Here is a 15242-nt window from a genome sequence, read left to right as displayed (position 1 = left end):
GAGCAGGTCGCCTCCATCACGCGCCGCTCCTGGGCACAGGTCAAAACCTGAGGCGCTTGGTATCAGTCGCGAAAACACGAGCCGAATGGTTAACATGATGCCAAGCAACATGATCAGAGAAGTGGACGGCATTGCCAGCCCGGTGCGTGTCTAGGCGTCGTTTCCTGGCGCAAGACGCGGCCACAGATGCGCGCGCCAACTGACCAGCACCAACAGCGTCAGAATGATGCCCAGGGTACCATAGACTGCCGCCGTCGCCGGAAAGCCCAGATGATCGATCAGCGGCCCAGAGCAGAGCAGCCCGACTGGAAGCCCATAGACCGCCAAGCTACGCATCCCCATGATCCTGCCGCGTAGCGCTGGGGGCGCGTCGCGCAGCAACAGCACTGACATTGGCAGCACGCACAGCACCTGCGCACCTCCGATCACCGGCAGCAGCAGCAAGCCACCTGTCAGACTGCCGATCTGACCGAATAGGATCAGCAGCCCGTGCCAGATCACGCTGAAAACCAGCATCATGCGTGCTGGCTTCACCGCCGTGCCCATCCGGCTGAGGATCAGCGAGGCCAAGATGCTGCCTGCTCCTACGGATGCCACTAAGTAGCCGAGCCCCGCCTGGTTGGTGCCGTACACGTCTCGCGCGACGTAGGGCAACAGTCCCAGCGTGAAAGGAAAGGCCGTCAGATTGATCAAGAATGCCATCAGCATTGCCGCCAGCTGCGACGGCGCTTGCCACACCGCCTGCGCTGCCTCCCACAGGCCGCGTAGCGGCGAGCGCGCCACCGCCGCAGGCCCCTGCTCCGCCACCCGCCCCGCGCTGATGCCCAGCGTCAGAAGCATGCCCAATGCGTAGAACAACGCCACCATCAGATAGGCCTCACCCATGCCAAGGGCGGCGACGATGCTCGCCCCGGCCAAAGCGCCACCCACGCGTGCGGAGTCTGTTGTAAGACGCGACAGGCTGATGGCGCTCATCAGCCTGTCATTGGGCATGGTCTCGCCGATCAGCACATTGCGAGTGCTCATGTCGGAGGGGCGGATCAGCCCGGCAATTCCGGTCGCGATCAGCACCAGCATCGGCGTCAGCATGTCGGCCAGCGTCAGGACTGCCAGGGCCGCTGCCAGGATCGCATAGGAAACTCGCATCAAGCACATCACGGTGCGATGCCCGATCGCGTCGCCCAACAAGCCGAGGAAGGGTGAGATCAGCGTCCCTAGGAACTGCAGGGACCCGAACAGCGTCACCAGCAGAACTGACTGCGTTTGCACCACGATGTACCAGCCAAGGATCAGGGTCTCCATCTCGAAGGCCCAAGATGTCATCAGGTCGGCCGACCACTGGAAGCGATAGCTGCGGATAGCGAATGGAGACTGCGCCGAGATCCAACGTGGATCGGTCACTGTCGTACATCCGCCTGAGGGCGATCGTCCGCAGGTCGTGCGGTCTTCGTCAAGGCAATTCCCCCCTTGACCGTCAGCATCCCCCTGTTGCCTGGCGACAGCAACTGGCCAGGGTGCAACAGAACGCTAGGCACTCATCGATGGGCTAGGCCAGGACGGCTAACAGCGGGATAACGTCCTCCGCTAAGAGAAAGGCAACCGAGGCATTGCAAACGAACGGCCCGATCAGGCAGTCCGTCCTGGCGGGACCGCTGGCCGTCTTGCTGGCCCTTTCAAGGCGGGGTGCGGTTCCGAGCGCGCGACTGGATCTCGGATCCGACTGCGCCCGATCTCCAACGTTCATCTACCCTTGTCATCTTCCTGGAAACGACTGTTCCTCATGCGCCTCTGGGTGCCGGAGCTTGGGTGGACAGCGGCTGTAGAAGGCAAGCGCCCAGGCGTCTACTCCACCCCTGCGAGCGGACATCGAAGCGGTCCGCTCAAGCTTGCCCGCTATGGCGTGATCTAGCCGATGGCGGTCGGTCCGCTTAGGACCGTATATGAGGTCAGAGCGGAATGCCTGCATGACTGTGCACCTTGCGATCGCGTGTTCCGCAAGCGTCTCTAGCGGAACATCTGTGCCCTCAGCCCGAAAGGTGCAGTTCATCCGGGTGGTGAAGAACGTTTCCGAAGTGATGCTGCCAGAGGCTGGCACCAAGACCAGCCGAGTGATCCAAGGAGGATCCAACACTGAGCCACTTGAGCAGGGTTGGGTGCAGGCCCGCGTCGAAGAGCATGAAGCCAGCGGCGAGGCAGCAGGTATCGGCCTGGATGCCGCAGACGAAAACGCGCTCCACCCCGCGAGCCTTCAGATGCTCGATGAGGGCAACCGGCGGCAGGTAGCCGTGCTTAATGAAGGCGCAGTCGGCGGGAACGAGGCTCTCGTCGTTGGTCCCTGGTTTCCAACCCAGTTGACGCTCGAAGGGGGTGACGGCCTCGTCATGCCTCTCGACGGTGGTGACCGTGTAGAGTTTTCGACTCAGTGCCTTAATCCCGTCCACGATGTGATCCGGCACGGAGAAGCTCGGCTGAACATCGACGGCCAGCAGCGCCTGCGTGCCGGTCAGCGAAGGAGCCCTATGCGGCGTTGTCATGAGGCAGTTTACCAAGCCGTGCCGAAAATTGAACCGCTCGCCAACAGTCGAGCGGGAGGCGGGAGCTACGTGTTAAATCTCTCCGCCCAACCGTCGCGTCGTCGTGCTTGTAGTCAGGGTCCGCAGCCCGGAAGAACCGCATAAGGTGGATGCCCGTGTTGTAGATGCAATGGACACTCGATTCCTCGCCATTCCCGCAAATCAGGTCAAACGTTGGTGTGGGAAGGGACTTGGCCAGCCACCTTGAGCGGCGAAGCTCAGTGCAGCACAGTCAGACAAGCATCCAGCCTAGGCCTCAGGGCCTCCTCGTCCTTACCCATGCCGATGAAGACGATATCCTGGCTTCGGTCGCCATAGGACTACTGCCAGTTGGCCTTCACTCCCGTCCGACATTTTGAGTCGTCCGGCCAGTTCGACGGATCCGATAGCAGCCCACCAGTGCCTCGCTGCTTCGCGCCGCCCGATACGGCCTGCCAGTAGGGGTTGGCCAACCAGAGGGGCCTTGTGTGGTGCGATCAGACCGGTGGCGTGTGGCGCTGCCAGATAGCCAGCCTCATGCCTGCGGACAGCACACGGAAGAGAATAGTCGCCTCTCCTGCCGCGACATCTGTCCCAGGCTTTTCGGAGGTCTCGATCAAGTAGCTCGAGGAGGGGTTCTCGAGTGTTGTGTTATGTTATAACGTTGCGTATGTTGAGTAGGAGGAGATCTGAACAGTGGCCGTTTTCAGCCACAACGACGTGACATCACGCGACACGATCTGGTTTCGCTACGATGGTAGCGACTGGGACAGCTACGACGCCCTTCCAGCCAACATTCAGAGGCGAATGCAGGATCACGCCTACGATCCTTGGGCCGTCAACACGCTCAAGCTCTGGAAGCTATTCAGACGCCGTCACGCCAGTTCTGCCCGCGCCGAACGCTCGTTGCTCAACCACTTGGACCGTTGCGAGCAGATGGAGCGCGATGAATTCGCCGCCACGCACCGCCACGCTACTGGCGCCGCACTTCCGCATGTCGCCGCAGGAGTCAGCGTGCTCCGGTCAAGACGGTGAGAAGCTGTTTTATGCATGAGAAAGCTTGCCCAGATGCTGGCGAGGCGCCCAGGACCGGGTAGGTGCGCCTGCTACCTGTTAAGGTCGCGATAGCGCTTGGATGGCATCTGAGGGAGCGGGTAAGTGTCTGCCAGGGAAGCGTTACACGAGCCCACGTCTAGCAGGAGTGTTCCCATGCGAGCCTTGTCCCGTCGTGGTCTTCTCGTCGCGCCTACCCTCCTGTTCTCCTCTCGCTCAGCTCTGGGGCAGGAGGACGCCTACCCATCCCGGCCAATCCGCCTGATCGTTCCCTTCGGACCGGGCAGTACCACTGACATCCTCGCCCGCCTCGTGGCTCAGAAGCTGACCGACCAGCTCGGCCAGCCGGTGGTCGCGGAAAACCGAGTTGGCGCGGGAGGCAACATCGGCACGGAGGTCGCGGCGCGTGCGACGGCGGACGGCTACACGCTCCTCCTCGGGGCGGCGAGCACCAACGCTGTCAACCCGAGCCTCTACAGCAACCTGCGCTTCGATCCGATCCGGGACTTCACGCCCGTCGTGCACGTCGCGTCCGTGACGAACGTGCTGGTCGTCCATCCGGACCTGCCGGTGCGGAGTGTCCCGGATCTGATCGCCCTCGCGAAGCGGCAGGACCTTTCCTACGCCTCAGGCGGTGCAGGCGGCACGATCCACCTCTCGGGCGAGTTGTTCAAGAACCTTGCGGGTGTGGGCATGGTGCATGTGCCCTACAACGGCAGCGCTGCCGCCTATCCTGACCTGCTCAGCGGCCGTGTCCCGGTGATGTTCGACTCCATCGCAACCTGCCTGCCCCATATCCAGGGTGGGCGGCTACGCGCACTGGCGGTGACGGCCCCTTATCCCTCACCGCTGCTTCCTGGCTTGAAGCCGATCGCTGATTCCGGGCTGCCCGGCTATGTGGTTGAGGGATGGTACGGTCTCTTCGCACCCTCCGGTACGCCCGGGCCGATCGTCGCCCGGCTGAACGCCGCCTTGGTCCGGGCGCTGTCCGAGCCCGCGACCCAGCAGGCGCTCCTTCAGCAGGGCGCCCAGCAGAAGGCAGACACCCCGGAGGCATTCCGAGCCTTCGTGCTGTCGGAGCGCGACAAGTGGGCGGCCCTGATCAAGGCGGCAGGGATCACCCAGAACTGACCCGAATGCCGCTTTGCGCAGTGCCCGTTCTCCGGAGGCCAATCTCATGAGTGCCGACGAACTCGCCTTCCTCACCATCGCGGAGGCTGGGCGGCTGATTGCCCAGCGCTCCCTGTCGCCCGTCGAGTTGGTGAAGGCGTTGATCGCGCGGGCGGAGGTGCTGGAGCCGCAGTTGCACGCCTACCTGCGCCCGACCTTCGACGCCGCGCTGGAGAACGCGCGGCGTGCCGAGGGGGAGATCATGTCAAGCGGTGCCGGGGGCCCGCTGCACGGCATTCCCTACGGCCTGAAGGACGTCGTGGACGCCGCCGGGCTGCCGACCACCGGGCAGTCCCGTGTCTATGCCGATCGCGTTGCGTCGGAGGACGCCCATGTCACAGCCCGGCTGCGGGCCGCCGGAGCCATCCTGCTTGGCAAGCTCACGACGCATGAGGGGGCGCATGGCGGGCCCTCCTTCGACCTCGCCTGGCCGCCCGCCCGCAACCCCTGGAACACCGAGCACTTCACCGGCGGATCCTCCTCCGGCTCCGGCGCCGCCGTCGCGGCAGGGCTAATGCCTTTCGCGATCGGCAGCGACACGGGCGGGTCCGTCCGGAACCCGGCAGGGTTCTGCGGCTTGGTCGGCCTGAAGCCGACCTCGGGCCTCGTCAGCAGGCGCGGGGTGATGCCCAACTCCTTCAGCCTCGACCATGTAGGGCCGTTGACCTGGACGGTGGAGGACTGCGCCATCGCCCTCCAGGCCATGGCTGGGCACGACCCGCGCGACCCGGCGAGCGCCGCCGCCGCGCCGCCCGACTATCGCGCCCCCCTGACGGGCGACATCCGCGGCCTACGCGTGGGCGTGCTGCGGCACCTGTTTGAGGAGGAGGGTGCCGCCTCCCCAGCCACCGTGAAGGCACTTGAGGAGGCCTTCGGCGTGTTTCGCCATCTCGGCGCCCGACTGGAGGACGTCCGCATTCGTCCCTCGACGGCCTACAATGACGTGAAGATTGTCATCGGCGAGAGCGAAATCCATGCCGTCCATGCCCAGGCGCTCCGCGAGCGGCCCGGCGACTTCGGCGAGGACTTCCTAGCCCGCATCCTGCCCGCCATGCTTTTCCGTGGGGCGGACTACGTGCAGGCGCAGCGGCTCCGCCGGATGATGATGGAGGAGTTCGACCGGATCTACGAGCGCTTCGACGTGCTGGTCACCGCCGCGCCGAGCCTCGCGCCGCGCCTGGACGCCTACCGGCCCGTGCAGTTCTGGCGAAAGACGACCTCGCTGGTGACGCCGTTTAACATTCCAACGGGCCCGGCCCTGGCGCAGTGCATCGGATTCCATCAGGGGTTTCCCCTGTCCATGCAGGTCGCAGGCCGTCCCTTCGACGAGGCCACGGTCCTACGGGTGGCGTACGCCTTCGAGCGGGCGACAGACTGGCGCTCCGCTCGGCCGTATCTCGATCCGCATGCGCCACCGCCGGTCACCCCGTCAGTAACCGACCCTGAGCCTTCATCGCTCACGACGGGCGAGGAGGATGCCCTGCGCGGGCTCTCGCGCGCCGCCGGGCTGGACCTTTCAGACCGCGCCTTCCGTCACCTATGCTCGGCGGCGCCCTACGCGCAGGCCATGGTGGAGCGGCTCCAGGTTCCGGTGCCACTCGAGCAGGAACCGGCGTACCAGCTTGGCTAACGCCTCCGGATGATTAGTTCCCGCCTCGCGGCCGACTGGGAGTGGGCGCCGAGAAGCATCCAAGTCCCTGGAGCGGTGTACAGAAGGCGGTTCCGAACGCGTGCGTGTTCACACTTTGCGCTCTGCTCAGGCGCAAAAGTGCCGCATCAATCCTTCGTAGATCCTCGTAGCGTCCTCTATCTCGCTCACAGGGCAATGCTCGTCCGTCTTGTGACATTGCGCAGAATGACCAGGACCGATGACGACCGTGGCCACGTGGCCAAAGCCGGGCACCAGGGCAGATGCATCGGTGAAGTAGGGTGCACCCATTAGGGTCGGCCGAACACCGGAAATCTTGCTAAGCAGAGTAAGCAGTGGGATGAGGGCGGGGTGGTTCGGATCGGTGGCGAAGCCGCTGAAGTCGGTGATGACCTCGAGCTGAGCCTCGGGACCGAACAGCTCTTGCATCCAGGCCAAGATACTCTCGTGGTCGTCGTCCGGCAGGGTTCGGAAGTCGACGGTGAACCGCGCTATATCAGGGACCGAATTGATGTTCTGTCCACCGCTGATGGTCGTTGTCACGGCTGTTGTAGTGCCAAGCAGCGGGTGCTTCCCTTTGAAGCGGTAAGCTTCCAGGCGTGAGATCCAGGACACAATCTTTGAGATCGCGCTATCGCCTTCCTGCGGCATTGAGGAATGAGCTGTCCTGCCGCGAGCGGTCACCCCGACCCGAAGTGAGCCCTTATGAGCGACGACAGGCTGATTGCTCGTCGGCTCCGCGACAATGAGGAGCTCTGCCTCGCCAAGAACATTGCGTCGTGCCAGGTCGAATGCTCCCTGGCATCCTGTCTCCTCCCCAGCCGTGAGGATGAAGACGAGCCCCCGCCGAAGCGAAACGGTGCTCGCGAGGAGCCGCGCCGCCGCCGTCACGAAGGCGGCCACACCGGACTTCATGTCACAGGCTCCGCGGCCATGCAGCAGGCCATCGGCGATGACGGCATCGAAGGGCGGAAACGTCCAATCCGTCGCACCGACCGGGACGACGTCGAGGTGTCCGGTGAAGACCAGTGGCTTCAGCCCCGGCGATCCAAGGAGACGCGCGATGACAGATGGGCGCCCTGGGGCAAATTCGTGGGTCTCGATGGAGAAACCCAGCCCCGCCAGGAGGTGGGCCAAGAAGTCGATGCACGGCTCCTCGTTGCCCGGCGGATTGAGAGATGGAAAGCGGACCAACCGCTGGGCCAGGACGACAGCGTCATGAGAAAGGATATTGTCAGGCATCGACAGGTCCACCTCCAAGTGAATGAAGCCTTTCTGATTGCGGAGTTAGTCAGAATGACTCGGTCCGGAACAAGGTCTTCCCAGGCGTTCTAACCCAACGCGCTCATAGGACCGCAGGGTCTTGGGCTCATCAAATCCCGTTGCGAGCATCACCCTTATCAACCCACCGCCTAGCTTGCCGCCAAGGCAGCACGAAGCACTGCCCCTCGCAAAATCTCGCCCGCGGCGATCCAGCCACTCCACCACGTTCCCGATCGCGCCGAGCTCGCCATCACGTCGTGTGAAGTTGGGAGCAGGAGGTTGGTCTAGGCTCTGAGACGTGCTCCCGGCGGTACCAGCCGGGTGCGCAGCCGGATAACGATCCAGGCAGCGATGGCCAGATTGAGCGCGTTCCAGGCGATGCCATTCACCAGGGCCAGCTGGTAGCTGAGCGTCGCATCGAAGATTGCGCCCGACAGCCAGCCGCCCAACCCCATGCCTGCGAGGGTCGCGGACAGCACGAGGCTCACCCGCAGCCCGGCTTCCGCCGCCGGAAAGAACTGTCGCACCATGACGGCGTAGCTCGGCACGATCCCACCTTGGAAAAGGCCGAAGAGGGCCGAGAGGATGTAGAGCGCACCGAGGCTGTTAAACTGAAGGAACAGCGCCAGGGCAACCGCCTGCAGGCCCGATCCGAGTAGCAGCATGACCGGCGCCCCGACCCGGTCGGTAATTGCACCGGAGATCAGGCGGCTGACGACGCCGAAGCCTAGCATGAGGGACAGCATCTCCGCCCCTCGGGCAGGGCCGTAACCAAGGTCGGCGCAATACGCCACGATGTGCACCTGAGGCATTGCCATCGCAACGCAGCAGGCGACGCCCGCCAGCATGAGGAGGGACTGGAGCGCATTCGGGGAAAGGCCTAGCTGGGCCAAGCCAGTCGTGGCCCGCACGTTGCCTTCACCGGCTTGCACCGGCGGCGGCCTGCGCAAGGCGAGTGCCAGCGGCAGCATGGTGGCGACGCAGAACATGCCGATGCCGACATGTGTCGCGCGCCAGCCGTAAGTTGCGATGAAGTGCTGGAGAATGGGTGGCCAGATGGCACCGGCGAAATAGTTACCACTCGCACAGAGCGCTACCGCAATGCCTCTCCGCCGGGTGAACCAGAAGGAGGTGTCTGCTACCAGCGGGCCGAACACCGCGGAGCTGCCCAGGCCCCCAACGAAGATCGCGTAAAGCACCCCGAACTGCCAGAGATCGGCAACAAAGGTCGTGGCGATGTAGCCTGCGCCCAAAGCCAGGGCGCCGATCACCACGGGCAGCACAACCCCGAAGCGGTCAGCAAGCCTGCCCATGGCCACGCCGCCAACCATGAAGGCGAGCATGGTGAGAGTGTAGGGCAGCGAAGCCTCGGCGCGAGCAACACCGAATTCTGCTTGAATGGCCGGAAGCGCAACCACGATGGACCAGAGGCCGATGCCACCAATGGTCGCCAGGAGAACCGCCGCGATCAGACGCCACCAGGCATAGGTGGAATCTGCTATGCTTTCCTTTGACACTGGCTTGTTTCCCCATCTCGGCATGACCGTGCCCGCGGCGGCACCAGGCTGCCTTCTCTCAGCCGAGCTTGACACGGCCCAAGTGATTCAGCGAGCGGACTGCCAGAGGCTTCGATCAGTTGCATTTCGGTTCGTGTGCGAAGGCTGCTTATCAGTCAGGCCCCAGACTTGGTGCTCTGCTCGCAGGTGAGATTCGGCCAGGGCCATGCCGTATCTGAGGCGGTGCTGACGAACTCCAGCGTAGCGCGAAGGCATGGGAGCGATTGCCGGAGACCTGGCCGGAGGTGGGCATAGCGGCTGACAGTACCGAAATTGAAGCCGCGGTGGCCGGTGAACAGATCCGGGATGTTCCCGTTGCGCGGTCGTGGGGCCGAACACTCGACATTCCTTTCCGCGCTGTTCTGTCCACCGCCCTTCCGTACGAGCAGCCGGTGCGGGAACCACCTTCTCAACCCGCCTCTGGCATCGCCTCAGTCCAGCGTCATGCCCCGGAGCACACGACGCCAACGCTCCGTCTCCGCGGCAATCATGGCATCGAAGCCCTGCGGGCCTCCTTCGAGCACAGCAGTCCCTTGGGCGGCGAGCTTCGCCCGCAGGTCCGGCAAGGCCGTCACGTGGGTGAAGGCAGCCTCCAAGATCGCGCGGACTGGCTCGGGAGTCGCGCGCGGCACCAGGATGGCAGCGGCCGAGCCATTCACCAGTGCAGGCATCCCGGCCTCGGCGGCGGTGGGCACCTCGGGCAGCAAGGCGAGGCGTTCTGGTGCTGCCGTGGCGAGCGCTCGTAGCGTTCCGGCGCGGATGTGCTCGACCACGACGGGTGTTGCCTCCGCGGTGGCAGCGACGTCGCCGGTGAGTACGGCCTGCACCCCGGCCGCACCTGACCGGTAGTGCACCGCTGTCAGCTCTGCGCCGCTGAGCGACTGAAGCAAGGCGAGTGTCTGGTGAGGCGAGCTGCCTACACCAGCCGTGCTCCAGGTGACCTTGCCTGGTTCCTTGCGTGCGAGCGCCAGGAACTCTTGCAGGCCGCCACCGGCGGGAAGAAGGTTCGGCCGAATGACTAAGACATGCGGTGTGTTCGCAACCGGAGCGACGGTAGAGAAGTCCTGGGCTGGGTCGTAGGGAAGGCGGCGGTAGAGCACGGGATTCACCGCCAGCATGCCGACGCTGCAGAAAAGGATGGTGTGGCCGTCCGGCGTGGCGCGAGCTGCTGCCTCGGCCGCGATGTTGCCTCCGGCGCCGGTCCGGTTCTCCACCACCACAGGCTGACCCAGGAGCGGTCCTGCCGCTTCCGCCGAGAGGCGGGCAACGAGATCACTGATACCACCGGCGCCAAATGGCACGATCATACGGATGGGACGAGCGGGAAAGGTCTGTGCTGCCGCGATGCGGGGCGCAGCCGCAAGGAGCGGCGCCGCCAGAGCCGTCCGCCGTGTGATCCGGGTGCTCACCGCGCCGCCCTCCGGAGGCGGAGCATCATGCTGTCAAAGGAGTAATCCGCCACCTGGTGGTAGCCGTAGGAGCGGTCGCGAAAAGAGGTCTGGCTTTCCAGCAGTTCCTTGAAGCGTGGGCTCTGGGCTGACATTTCGGCAAACACCTCCCCTGACACGCGGTAAAGGGCGTCCAGCACCTCGTTCGGGAAGGCGCGAAGCTGCGTTCCGTTCGCAACGAGGCGATACAGCGCCTCTACGTTCTTCCAATCGTACTGCGCGAGCATCCACTGTGATGCCGCGCCCGAAGCAGCAGTGAGGACGGCCTGGTACGACTTCGGCAGTTCGTGCCAACGTTCCAGGTTAACAAAGGCGTGGAGGACGGCGCCGCCTTCGCCCCAGCCGGGATAGTAGTAGTAGCGAGCAACCCTCTCGAAGTTGAGCTTCGCGTCGTCGTAGGGGCCGATATACTCCACCCCGTCGATGGTACCGCGTTCCAACGCGGAGTAGATGTCGCCCGGCGCGATCTGCTGAGGCACGACGCCCATCTTGGCCATGATGTTGCCCGCCAGCCCTGCGACGCGGAACTTGAGCCCGTTCAGGTCGGCAACGCTCCTGATTTCCTTACGGAACCAGCCACCCATCTGGTTGCCGGTGTTTCCAAGCGGCAGTCCGTAGACGTTGTAATCCTTCAGGAGACGGTTGAGCATGTCGTTGCCGCCGCCGTGATACATCCAGGCGGACTGCTGACGGGGGTTCAGCATGAATGGCACGGTTGTGGTGAAGGCGAATGCCGGGTCCTTCCCCGTGAAGAAGAGCCCGCCCGTGTGCGCCATCTCCACGCTGTTCTGCGTAACCGCGTCCAGCGCCTGAAGGCTCGGGGCGATCTCTCCGGCTGCGAAGGGCGTGATGCGGAACCGCCCATCCGTCATCTCGGAGACAAGGCGGGCGAAGTACTCTCCGGTGGAGTAGGTGACATCGAGCACCTTGGTGAAAGAGCTCGTCATGCGCCAACGGATCTCGGGCGTGGTCTGCGCCAGAGCGGGGGCCGATAGGGCGGGCAGAACCAGGGTGGGTGCCGCGGAGCCCGCGGCTATGAGACGGCGACGGCGCATAGGGGAGGTCTCCTGGCTAGGAAGGCACACCTCTGGCAACCGGCGTGCCACCACGATGCCCGGCAGCCAACGAAACAACCGTTGATGTCGGGAGGAAGATGAGGGCATCTTTCACGAGATATAGTCAATCAGGCAACTAGTTGCCCATCTTGGAGCAAGCTGATGAGCGTTACTCTCGCCCCGAAGACCTCGCCATCGATGACACTGGCCTGGCGCGGGTTGGTTTCCCATTTGCACATCACGCCGCGTGCCTTCCTGCCCATGCAGGCGCAGGAAGCAATCGAGCTTGTCGCGGGCGAGGGGATTGTCGGCGACCGCTACCGCATCGGTACGGAAACCGGTTTTTACTCCGAGAAGCCTGAGGAAGGGCGTCAGATCACCCTGTTCGAGGCCGAGGTGCTGGAGGCCATCCTGCGGGACTACAAGATGGAGATGCTTCCGGAGGAACACCGGCGGAATGTCACCACGCGGGGTGTCGCATTGAACCACCTTGTCGGAAAGCGCTTCCGCCTCGGAGCATGCCTCGTGGAGGCGACGCGCCTTTCTGTGCCGTGCCGCCACATTGAGGAGATCCTCGGCAAGGCGGTGTTCGACCCCATGGTCCACCGGTCGGGATTGAACTGTAAGATCCTTGAAGGTGGAACCCTGCGTGTGGGCGACGCGATCGAGCCCGCCTGATTACCGATGGCCCGTAACATCGAGCTTCGCGTTGCGGAGGCCTGTGCCGCCGGTCCTGGCATTTGGCGCGTTACCTTGAAGGATCCCGACGGGTGGCCGCTGCCTCGCACAAAGCCGGGAGCGCACCTCGACCTCCACGTTCCCGGGGTCGGCTCGCGCGCCTACAGCCTGTGCGGCGATCCGGCGGTGCAAGACGCATGGGTTGTTGCGGTGAAGCTGGAGACGCGGTCGCGGGGTGGCAGCGCATGGGTGCATGCGCTGGAGGAGGGGCACACGGTCTGGGCGTCCATGCCGCGCTGCACCTTCCCCATCGCCGAGAGTGCCTCGCGCCACATCCTGGTGGCAGGGGGGATCGGCGTCACCCCCTTCCTTGCGATGGCGCCGGTGCTGGAGCGCCAGGGGGCTGACTGGGCCTTGCATGTGCTGCACCGGGGCGCACTCCCCTGCCCAGGCGACCTTGCTCCTTGGATCAGCGCTGGACGCGCGGTGGTGCATGACACCGCGGTGGCGCCCAGACCCGCCTTCGAGACGCTGCTTGGTGCTCATGTTCCCGGCCTGCAGGCCTACTGCTGCGGTCCCCTGGCGATGATCGATGCCTTCGAGCACGCCACGGCATCCTGGCCCTCCGGCACTGCCCGGGCGGAACACTTTGTGCCGCCTGTCCTGGCGCCCGATCCGAACGCGCGCCCCTATACCCTGGTACTCTCCCAGGATGGTGCTTCAACTGATGTTCCTGCGGGGGGCAGCATGCTTGTCGCACTGCGGGCATTAGGCGCGAAGGTGGACGCATCCTGTGAGGGAGGTGTTTGTGGTGCCTGCAAGGTGAGATGGCTGGAGGGAGAACCTGTTCACCGTGACCGCGTGCTGCAACCGGAGGAGCGGCGGACCCACCTCATGGCGTGTGTTGCCGGGTGTGCTTCGGATCGGCTAGTCGTCGAAGCATGAGCGCCACGGTCCAAAGGTCAGCAGCCGCACGCGCCGAAGCCGTAGGCAATAGCACCCGCGATGCCACGCGAGCGGCTGCAGTCGGCGCCCGAATCAGAGAACTGCGTCAGGGTCGGGACATGACGTTGGAGGCGGTGGCCGAAGCGGCAGGGTTGGACAAGGGTTATCTCTCGCGCCTGGAGCGCGGCATGAAGAACCCGTCTATTGCGACCGTCCTTCGCCTCTCTGAAGCTCTGGGTGTCCCAGTTGCAGAACTCTTCGGCGAACGCTTGGCCGAGCACGCGGTGCGCGTCACCAGGGTTCCCGACCGCCTGCCCCTCACCTCCGCCACTGCCGCAACACACGGCATCGAGGCGTTGAGTCGCAACGGTGCAGTGCTGGAAGCCTTTGTCCTCCATCCAGCGGCCGAGTTCAGCGCGGAAGGACAAGCCGAACACGGGGGTGAGGAACTGTTCTTCGTTCTTCAGGGAACGGTGGAGGTGCGCTTCGCGGACCGCGGCTTCGTCCTGGAAAAAGGGGACTGCGCTCAATTTTCGGGGCATTTGGCTCATCGTATCCGCCGCGTCGGTGATGAGCCTGCATCGGCCATCGTCGCCGTTACCCGGCCGGATTTGAAGGCTCGACGACGCACCCCCTGATCATGCTCGGAAGCACTCCATTCGCAGATGGTGCTGCAGATCATCGAGGCCCGTACGGTAAACGAATGCCGCGCCGTGCGCCTGGCGGGACGCCGCTTCACCCCCAATGACGTGAAAGCCCTTGATACTGTGCTGGACGATACATCGGCAGCGCTTGAGCGGCATGACACCGGAGCGATGATGCTGCTGGACAAAGCGTTTCACAGCACCATCGCGCGCGCATCAGGCAACCCAGTCTTCTTTGACATCCTGAGCAACCTGCATGACCGGGCCGTACGTTTTTGGTTCATCTCGTTGGAGCAAGAGGCCCACCAGGACAGCGTTCTCCAGGAGCCACATCAGCCTATTCGCGATCAGTCAGATAGGCCCTGGGCGTCGCCAGGAAGCGAGTCCGATTGTCTGCATGCAGCGCTCGAAAGCTGTGCGTCTGCTCTGGAGTACAGGGCGGACAATAGCAGGCCCTACCAATACGGCCGCACCACAAGCGGATGATCGGGGTGCAGATCAGGGCAAAGTATCTCCAGCGCGAGAGGCCGCGAGGGCGACACGATCAGGTCCGCATCCTCGCATGTAGGTCTGCGGGCCACATCCCATCTCGGTACGAAAGGCGTAGATGAAAGCCGAGGTCGAGCCGTAACCAAGCTTCAGTGCCGTCTGAGTCACCCCCAGGGCGCCGCCCAGCATCTCGATCGCTTTGAACAGTCGTAGGCGCTTTCGCCAGGAACGCAGGCTCATGCCAAGGTCCGCGTCGAAGCGCCGGGCCAGCGTCCGTCCAGACATGCCCAACTCCTTCCCCCACTCCTCTGACCCGCGTGGATCGCCTGGGTCAGCGTAGATGGCCTCGCACACCTTCAGCAGGGGGCCTCCACGCGGCCAAGGGAGCGCAGCCGGAAGGGACTTCGCGCGCCGGAGCTGGTCGAGGATCAGGCCGGTCACACGGCCCGCATAGCCATTGGGATCGTCCTGGCCCTCGATGGCCGCGGCCTCGACGATGAGGGCCTGGAGCAGGGGCGACACGCTGAACACCGTGGGGGTTTTCGGGATCCCTGCACCGACCTCCTCGGCGATCCAGAGACTGCGGAACTCGGCGCCGAGCAGCGAGCCAACCCGGTGCGACAGACCGGTTGGCAGCCAGACCGCCTGCTCCGCCGAGATCACGAAGGAACGCCCCTCAGAGTCCGTCCGAGATCATGTAGTTTTCTGACAGAGCCTTCGGAGCATGCGTCGGACGGAGGC

General features: G+C 64.3%; 14 protein-coding genes and 1 pseudogene. 7 read left to right on the top strand and 8 right to left on the bottom strand.

Annotation, left to right across the window (positions count from 1 at the left end; all coding sequences use genetic code 11):
• Window positions 1-150: 150 nt before the first annotated feature.
• The 3 genes and pseudogenes from ACFFIC_RS18865 to ACFFIC_RS18855 all read right to left on the bottom strand — a co-directional run.
• Complete coding sequence (locus ACFFIC_RS18865; RefSeq protein ID WP_377053186.1) at window positions 151-1401, bottom strand: MFS transporter; 1251 nt, start codon at window positions 1399-1401, stop codon at window positions 151-153.
• A gap of 623 nt (window positions 1402-2024) precedes the next feature.
• Window positions 2025-2534 carry a cysteine hydrolase family protein gene (locus ACFFIC_RS18860; protein WP_377053184.1) on the bottom strand — a complete coding sequence of 170 codons (510 nt, stop codon included), beginning with the start codon at window positions 2532-2534 and terminating at the stop codon, window positions 2025-2027.
• A 257-nt stretch (window positions 2535-2791) separates the two neighbouring features.
• Window positions 2792-2878, bottom strand: a pseudogene (locus ACFFIC_RS18855) (hypothetical protein); the annotation flags it as partial.
• Window positions 2879-3248: 370 nt separating this feature from the next.
• On the opposite strand from ACFFIC_RS18855, the gene ACFFIC_RS18850 reads away from it, so the two are divergent.
• From ACFFIC_RS18850 to ACFFIC_RS18840, 3 genes are all read left to right on the top strand, one after another.
• Window positions 3249-3587, top strand: coding sequence for a DUF6525 family protein (locus ACFFIC_RS18850; RefSeq protein WP_377053182.1), 339 nt, complete (start codon window positions 3249-3251; stop codon window positions 3585-3587).
• A 174-nt stretch (window positions 3588-3761) separates the two neighbouring features.
• On the top strand, window positions 3762-4736 hold the full coding sequence (locus tag ACFFIC_RS18845) for a Bug family tripartite tricarboxylate transporter substrate binding protein (RefSeq protein WP_377053180.1): 975 nt from the start codon (window positions 3762-3764) through the stop codon (window positions 4734-4736).
• A 46-nt stretch (window positions 4737-4782) separates the two neighbouring features.
• Window positions 4783-6405, top strand: a complete 1623-nt coding sequence (locus tag ACFFIC_RS18840; protein ID WP_377053178.1) for an amidase — start codon at window positions 4783-4785, stop codon at window positions 6403-6405.
• Between the two features lie 126 nt (window positions 6406-6531).
• On the opposite strand, the gene ACFFIC_RS18835 is transcribed toward ACFFIC_RS18840, so the two are convergent.
• The 4 genes from ACFFIC_RS18835 to ACFFIC_RS18820 form a co-directional block, all read right to left on the bottom strand.
• Window positions 6532-7677 carry a M20 family metallopeptidase gene (locus tag ACFFIC_RS18835; protein ID WP_377053188.1) on the bottom strand — a complete coding sequence of 382 codons (1146 nt, stop codon included), beginning with the start codon at window positions 7675-7677 and terminating at the stop codon, window positions 6532-6534.
• A gap of 293 nt (window positions 7678-7970) precedes the next feature.
• A complete protein-coding gene (locus tag ACFFIC_RS18830; protein WP_377053176.1) occupies window positions 7971-9203 on the bottom strand; it encodes an MFS transporter in 1233 nt (410 codons plus the stop codon).
• 470 nt (window positions 9204-9673) lie between these two features.
• A complete protein-coding gene (locus tag ACFFIC_RS18825) occupies window positions 9674-10651 on the bottom strand; it encodes a Bug family tripartite tricarboxylate transporter substrate binding protein (protein ID WP_377053174.1) in 978 nt (325 codons plus the stop codon).
• A complete protein-coding gene (locus ACFFIC_RS18820; protein WP_377053172.1) occupies window positions 10648-11745 on the bottom strand; it encodes a TRAP transporter substrate-binding protein in 1098 nt (365 codons plus the stop codon). The genes ACFFIC_RS18825 and ACFFIC_RS18820 overlap by 4 nt, the downstream gene beginning before the upstream one ends.
• A gap of 162 nt (window positions 11746-11907) precedes the next feature.
• On the opposite strand from ACFFIC_RS18820, the gene ACFFIC_RS18815 reads away from it, so the two are divergent.
• From ACFFIC_RS18815 to ACFFIC_RS18800, 4 genes are all read left to right on the top strand, one after another.
• On the top strand, window positions 11908-12423 hold the full coding sequence (locus ACFFIC_RS18815; RefSeq protein ID WP_377053170.1) for an MOSC domain-containing protein: 516 nt from the start codon (window positions 11908-11910) through the stop codon (window positions 12421-12423).
• A gap of 75 nt (window positions 12424-12498) precedes the next feature.
• A complete protein-coding gene (locus ACFFIC_RS18810) occupies window positions 12499-13368 on the top strand; it encodes a PDR/VanB family oxidoreductase (RefSeq protein ID WP_377053168.1) in 870 nt (289 codons plus the stop codon).
• Window positions 13365-14006: a helix-turn-helix domain-containing protein gene (locus tag ACFFIC_RS18805; protein ID WP_377053166.1), complete on the top strand. Its 642-nt coding sequence runs from the start codon at window positions 13365-13367 to the stop codon at window positions 14004-14006. Before ACFFIC_RS18810 ends, ACFFIC_RS18805 begins: the two co-directional genes overlap by 4 nt.
• Before the next feature lie 27 nt (window positions 14007-14033).
• Window positions 14034-14498, top strand: a complete 465-nt coding sequence (locus ACFFIC_RS18800) for a GntR family transcriptional regulator (RefSeq protein ID WP_377053164.1) — start codon at window positions 14034-14036, stop codon at window positions 14496-14498.
• 12 nt (window positions 14499-14510) lie between these two features.
• On the opposite strand, the gene ACFFIC_RS18795 is transcribed toward ACFFIC_RS18800, so the two are convergent.
• Window positions 14511-15164 carry an AraC family transcriptional regulator gene (locus ACFFIC_RS18795; RefSeq protein ID WP_377053162.1) on the bottom strand — a complete coding sequence of 218 codons (654 nt, stop codon included), beginning with the start codon at window positions 15162-15164 and terminating at the stop codon, window positions 14511-14513.
• Window positions 15165-15242: the final 78 nt, after the last annotated feature.

It is taken from the genome of Muricoccus vinaceus (genome assembly GCF_042433125.1).
Taxonomy (GTDB): domain Bacteria; phylum Pseudomonadota; class Alphaproteobacteria; order Acetobacterales; family Acetobacteraceae; genus Roseomonas; species Roseomonas vinacea.
This window is presented reverse-complemented; position numbering and strand designations above follow the sequence as displayed.

Excerpts from the sequence above, each read along its gene's own strand:
- ACFFIC_RS18800 (WP_377053164.1), top strand. The coding sequence starts at position 14,034 with ATGGTGCTGCAGATCATCGAGGCCCGTACGGTAAACGAATGCCGCGCC.
- ACFFIC_RS18815 (WP_377053170.1), top strand. The coding sequence starts at position 11,908 with ATGAGCGTTACTCTCGCCCCGAAGACCTCGCCATCGATGACACTGGCC.
- ACFFIC_RS18845 (WP_377053180.1), top strand. The coding sequence starts at position 3,762 with ATGCGAGCCTTGTCCCGTCGTGGTCTTCTCGTCGCGCCTACCCTCCTG.
- ACFFIC_RS18805 (WP_377053166.1), top strand. The coding sequence starts at position 13,365 with ATGAGCGCCACGGTCCAAAGGTCAGCAGCCGCACGCGCCGAAGCCGTA.
- ACFFIC_RS18860 (WP_377053184.1), bottom strand. The coding sequence starts at position 2,534 with ATGACAACGCCGCATAGGGCTCCTTCGCTGACCGGCACGCAGGCGCTG.
- ACFFIC_RS18820 (WP_377053172.1), bottom strand. The coding sequence starts at position 11,745 with ATGCGCCGTCGCCGTCTCATAGCCGCGGGCTCCGCGGCACCCACCCTG.
- ACFFIC_RS18840 (WP_377053178.1), top strand. The coding sequence starts at position 4,783 with ATGAGTGCCGACGAACTCGCCTTCCTCACCATCGCGGAGGCTGGGCGG.